The sequence below is a fragment of the Flavobacterium sp. genome, assembly GCF_027533505.1.
Lineage (GTDB): Bacteria > Bacteroidota > Bacteroidia > Flavobacteriales > Flavobacteriaceae > Flavobacterium.
The window spans coordinates 1-5,890 of sequence record NZ_JAPZUB010000045.1 but is presented as its reverse complement, the minus strand read 5'-3'; the positions used below and the strand labels follow the sequence as shown (position 1 = coordinate 5,890).

Here is a 5,890-nt window from a genome sequence, read left to right as displayed (position 1 = left end):
TGGCTTTAGCACACAACTTAAGAAAGAAAATTGCAGCTTAAAGGCAATTTTAAACTCATTTTAAAATAGTAAACTTTTGATGAAAGTTTAATCAAATAAAAAAACCGTCTCAAAATTTTAGTATTGAGACGGCTTCTTTATTTTTTTACCTTTTTACAAAAGCCTATCGAAACGCTTGTTCCAAATCGGCAAGCAAATCGTCAATGTCTTCGACTCCTACGCTTAAACGAACCAAATCGTCAGAGATGCCTCCGGCTTTTCGTACTTCTTCAGGAATCGAGGCATGGGTCATCAATGCTGGGTGGTTGGCCAACGATTCTACGCCACCTAATGATTCGGCCAACGTAAACACTTTTACCTTCTCTAAAAAGGCAATGGCGTCTTCCCCTTTTCCCGATTTAAAGGTAAAGGAGACCATCCCTCCAAAATCGCGCATTTGTTTTTTGGCAATCGCATAAAACGGGTGATCGGGTAAGCCCGGGTAAAATACTTTATCAACCGCAGGATGATTGCTTAGGAACTCAGCCACTTTATGGCCGTTTTCGCAATGCCGTTGTACCCGCAAATGCAAGGTTTTGATACCGCGCAATACGAGATAGCTGTCCATGGGTCCGAGGGTTCCTCCTGTAGCAAATTGTTTAAAGTGCAATTCATCCCCAAGCGCTTTGTCTTTGATCACCAAAGCTCCCGCAATGACGTCGCTATGACCTCCTAGGTATTTGGTCGCCGAGTGCATCACGATATCCGCTCCTAGGTCCAATGGTTTTTGTAAATACGGGGTGGCAAACGTATTGTCGACCGCAAATAAGAGGTTGTGTTTCTTGGTGATTTCGGCAATCGCAGCAATGTCGGCCAATTTCATCAAGGGATTGGTGGGGGTTTCTACCCAAACCAATTTGGTGTTTTCATTAATCAACCCCTGAAACGCTTCTAAATCGTTCATGTCGACAAAATGAAACTTGAGGCCGCTGTCTTTGTACAAACGAGTAAACAAACGGTACGTACCGCCGTATAAATCGTCCATAGCGATGATTTCGTCGCCCGCTTTAAACAAGCGCAACAAGCAATCGGTTGCTGCCAAACCGGAAGCAAAGGCTAAACCTCGCGCCCCGTTTTCAATAGAAGCTAAGGCATCCTCTAGGGCTTGACGGGTAGGATTGGCCGCACGGCTGTATTCGTAGTCGCCTACAGGTTTTCCGGGACTCGCTTGCGCATACGTTGACGTTTGAAACACGGGAGGCATCACAGCTCCCGTAACAGGTTCGTGGTGTTGACCACCGTGAATTACTTTGGTATTAAATTTCATAAGGTAAAATCTAAATGTGTTGCAAAGGTAGGGAATTTGGTTGGCCCCCTAGCCCCCAAAGGGGGAATTAGTTGTCGGTTGTTGGTTGATGGTTGTCGGTTGTCGGTTGTCGGTTGTCGGTTGTTGGTTGTCGGTTGTCTGTTGTTGGTTGTTAGAATCTGGGTGACTAGTAAGCCCCCTAACCCCCAGAGAGGGGAAAGTGATTAGTAATTAGTGACTAGTAAGCCCCCTAACCCCCAAAAGGGGAATAGTGCTTCGGGGCTGATCCCGACCCTTCGGGGCTGTTTACTGTTTACTGTACACTGTACACTGTATACTGCACACTGTACACTGTACACTGATCCCGACCCTTCGGGGCTGCAAACTGTTACACCAACTTCTTCAAATACATCAACATCCCATAATGGATGCCTTCGTGAAAGGTGTTGAAGGTTACAGCGTCTTGGAAGGTCGCCAAGTGGAACCCGGTTTGGGACTGGTATTCGTTGAAAGTGGTGAACTTCCCAGCTTGCCAATCGTGTTTGCATTGTTCGACTGTGGAAAGCAATAACGCTTTGATTTCATCTACCTCTTCTTGGATTGCGTTGCCATCGGGTCGGGAGCCGTTTTGGTACTTGACGACCATTTCTTGGGAAATAGAAATAGGGAGATTGGATAAGGTATACATCAACTTTTGTTGCGAAACAATGATGTGACCCGCTTGCCAAATCATGTTGTTGGATAATCCCGCGGGAATGGTATTGAGTTGTTCTAAGGAGTAGGACTCCAAAAATTTGAGATACAATTTACGACTGGTTTCCCAGGTTTTAAGAAACGCTTCCATGCTACTGTGATTTTCTTACGAAGGTAACGGTTTTAGGGTTTTAATTTGGGAATGATGCAGAATAAATGAGGGGATATTTGGGGTGTGGGGTGCACAATGTACACTGGCCAGTGTACAGTACGGAATGTACGCATAATTTGATTGCACAATATGAATGCCAATTTGAATATACAATGTACACTGGCCAGTGTACACTACGGCCAGATTCCCTATTTTTGTCAAAAAATTGGCTATGCGCAAAATATACTACCTCAAAACGTGTGATACCTGCAAACGGATTTTAAAATCGCTTCCCAACACAGAGGGATTTGTATTTCAGGACCTCAAAGAAGTACCGATAACGGTGGCGCAACTTGAAGAAATTCATGCGCTGACAGGATCGTATGACGTATTGTTTAGCAAGCGTGCGAAACTGTACAAGGCGATGGGATTAAAAGACGAGACCTTGGGGGAAGCCGACTTTAAACGCTATATCCTGGAGCATTATACCTTTTTGAACCGTCCGGTGATTGTGGTGGATGACCAGGTATTTGTGGGGAACAGTCCGAAAGTTGTGGCACAAGCTATAGCTGCCTTATCATGAGTAAACGTGCTTGGGCGCTCGTCGCTGCCACTTTAGTTTCGATCATTTACGGGGTCACGTTTACGATTGCCAAAGACGTCATGCCGCGGTATGTTGAACCGTTTGGGTTTATAGTATTGCGCGTTGGGGGTTCGGTTATCTTGTTTTGGCTGTTGTCGTTTTTTGGTCCCAACGAAAAAATTGCTCGCGCTGATTTTCCCCGAATTGCCGCCGCAGCCTTGTTTGGTGTGGCATTCAACATGCTTACTTTTTTCAAAGGATTGAGTTATACCTCGCCAATTATGGGCGCGGTATTGATGGTCACTACGCCGATGATTGTGCTGGTGCTCTCGGCTCTTTTGATGAAAGAGCGCATGAAAACCGCAAAGATTTTGGGAATCGTATTGGGACTGATTGGAACGGTTACTTTGATTTTGTATGGGAAATCGGTAGTGAATGCTACCAATGCCACGCTAGGAAACCTGCTGGTGTTTGTCAATGCGGTGTCGTATGGGTTTTACTTGATTATCGTCAAAAAACTCATGGACAAATACAACGCCTTCACCTTTGTAAAATGGATTTACACCTTTGGGTTTCTTATGGTGTTGCCTTTTGGGTGGAGCGAATTTCAAGCCATTGCCTGGCCAACGCTGGGTGTTGACATTCTTTGGAAAATTGGCTTTGTGGTCGTGTTTTCAACGTTTCTGACCTATTTATTGAACTTGGTGTCGATGCGGGAGTTAAAACCCACGACTGTAGCGGTATTTATTTACTTACAACCTTTGTTTGCCACGATTTTTGCGGTCAGTTTGGGTAAAGACGACGTAAACCTGATTAAGCTCCTCTCGGCGGGATTGATTTTTACGGGCGTGTATTTGGTGACGAAGAAAGTGACTAGTGACTAGTGACTAGTGATTAGTGACTAGTCGTTAGTCGTTAGTCGTTGGACGTTAGAAAGTCGTAAGTCAAAAAGTCGTTAGTCGTAAGTCATTTTAGCGGTCAGCCCCGAAGGGGGGAATAGTTGGTTTCAAGTTTCAAGTTTAAGGTTTCAGGTTGTGTCCTAAGAAGATGTATTTTAAATAGTCGTTAGTCGTTGGACGTTAGAAAGTCGTAAGTCAAAAAGTCGTAAGTCGTAAGTCATTTTAGCGGTCAGCTATCAGCGATTAGCAATTAGTTTCAACATCAATCAACACTTCTTTGCTCTTGCTTCTTTGCTCTTTCTTCTCAACTTAAAAGTCGTTAGACGTTAGTCAACGAGGACGTGTTAGCACGCCCATTTATAATTTAAAATACAACATTCAAAATAACTCCAAAAGGGGTCTTTGCTCTTGCTTCTTTGCGCTTTCTTCTCAACGGCAAAGGTGGCTCATTTTTAATCGTATGTTGTACTATTTATAGTGATTCGTTTATATAACAAAAAATAGAATACATCTACAACAATCCTGGCAATGAAAAAATAATCCCCCTGTCTGAAGACTATTATTTTAATTCCGCTAGGAATTATGCTTGTTTAGAAAATGTATTGGATGTAATTTTATTAGATTTGTTTTGACTTTGATTGTGGGCACGGATTGCACCCGAGGCTTTAACCGAATAGACGAGGTAAAACAGCGCTAGCGGATTCAATCGTATTTGTCTTCAGCAGCATAGGTTCTATATTGCGGATTAACATCAAATCTTCTACCAACTGAGATTGATGATGTCATATAAAAGTTATACTAAACCATATGAAGAAACTAATTCTAATTTTGATTTTATTCTCTTGTATTATAAATGCACAAGAATCAAAGTCGTATTTGTTACTAATTTCTGTCACGAAACAAAATACAACGATTGATAAAATCAAATCTAAAATTTATGCTCTTTGTCTTGATGAGAATGGTAAGTTAAGTGCAAAAAATGAGTTGCTAAATGTAGTTTTTGAGGGGTATTCAGATCAGCATTATGATCAATGTTTAAAATGTGATTCCATACCAATAACTGAAAATTATTCAACAGATACATTTAAAATAAGCGATAGTTTAGGTTTAAGGAATAAACATTTTTTAGAGGAAAAATTAGTTTTTAAAAAGAAATTATTTCGTTTGAAATTTCAGTCATCAATGCCTTTCACAACAGATTACTTTTATTTAATAGTAACTTCTGAGGCGTGTATTGGTAAATTAGATAGCAAGAGCTCAAATCAATTAATGAATAGGTCTATTTTATTGATCAAAAATTTATGGAGCATTAGTGATTCAATATTAGATGAAAGTGAAAAAGATAACGTTATAGCTTATTTATTGAAAAAGTAAATATTTTGCCTACCTGCGCTACCGGGGTCTAAGAAAATAATTGAAGGGAATATATTTAATTCGCAAAATCAGTCAATGGACAACGACATGAAAAGAGAGAAGTACGTGTACTCGATATCAAAATAGTTAAGATCAACAAAGTAAAAAAATATGAAAAGCAGGTTTATACAGATTTTAATAAACACTTTTTTAGGGTATTCCGTTTTGGCAGTTTTAAAATGTTTAACAATTTTTTATTTTATTGTAACTGATGAATACTTCTACAGGGGAGAATTTAATAATGATGAATTGTTGTTAAAAGCGCATAACTTTTTACTCTACATTAAATTAGTTCCCATTTTAATTTTTTTGCTTTTCGCTTTTTTCTTAAAAAAAATAATGGATGTTTCATGGTTCTATTTTATTTTAAGTAGCTGCTTCGCACTTATCATTTTTAGATTTTTTGATGTTTCCATTAATACTATTTTTATGTTAACTGAAAATCATATAATCAACGTTTTTATAGCAACTCTTTCCAATATTCTTATCATTTATTTCATTTTATTTTTTCATAAAAAGGGATGAATTCCCCCTGCTAAGCAAAGTGTTCCTTTTATGCACAATGCTCCGCATCCCGATAGCTATCGGACCCCGATCGCGCGGTTTTACAATCCCCCGCCCCCGCGCGAAATGAAATTCGGCGAAGTCAATCCTTCGCGTAGTGGTGGAAATTAAGTTATAATTGCAATATAGGAATCATCTTAGGTTGGTTATGTCTGCAACTATTTGATTCTTTACTTTTTGTCTTGACACAAAAAGTAACAAAAAAGTCAAGGCTGCATATAAAAAAGCGACTTTTCTACGTCGTCATGCTGGTCCGCAACCCGAGCCGCTATCGCTATGAGGGTTGCTCCTTAACGCATGAC

5 protein-coding genes are annotated in these 5,890 nt (G+C 40.3%); 3 read left to right on the top strand and 2 right to left on the bottom strand.

Going from position 1 to position 5,890, the window contains the following annotated elements:
• Nucleotides 1-163 precede the first annotated feature (163 nt).
• Together O9316_RS09945 and O9316_RS09940 are read right to left on the bottom strand one after the other, a co-directional pair.
• Nucleotides 164-1,306: a cystathionine gamma-synthase gene (locus tag O9316_RS09945; protein ID WP_298205638.1), complete on the bottom strand. Its 1,143-nt coding sequence runs from the start codon at nt 1,304-1,306 to the stop codon at nt 164-166.
• A gap of 367 nt (nt 1,307-1,673) precedes the next feature.
• Entirely contained in the window at nt 1,674-2,129 is a 456-nt protein-coding gene (locus O9316_RS09940; RefSeq protein ID WP_298205637.1) for a DinB family protein, read from the bottom strand.
• Between the two features lie 232 nt (nt 2,130-2,361).
• On the opposite strand from O9316_RS09940, the gene O9316_RS09935 reads away from it, so the two are divergent.
• The 3 genes from O9316_RS09935 to O9316_RS09925 all read left to right on the top strand — a co-directional run bounded on the left by O9316_RS09935 (nt 2,362) and on the right by O9316_RS09925 (nt 4,985).
• Nucleotides 2,362-2,712, top strand: a complete 351-nt coding sequence (locus O9316_RS09935; protein WP_298205636.1) for an ArsC/Spx/MgsR family protein — start codon at nt 2,362-2,364, stop codon at nt 2,710-2,712.
• Nucleotides 2,709-3,596: a DMT family transporter gene (locus O9316_RS09930; protein WP_298205635.1), complete on the top strand. Its 888-nt coding sequence runs from the start codon at nt 2,709-2,711 to the stop codon at nt 3,594-3,596. Before O9316_RS09935 ends, O9316_RS09930 begins: the two co-directional genes overlap by 4 nt.
• Nucleotides 3,597-4,418: 822 nt before the next feature.
• A complete protein-coding gene (locus O9316_RS09925) occupies nt 4,419-4,985 on the top strand; it encodes a hypothetical protein (RefSeq protein ID WP_298205634.1) in 567 nt (188 codons plus the stop codon).
• Nucleotides 4,986-5,890: the final 905 nt, after the last annotated feature.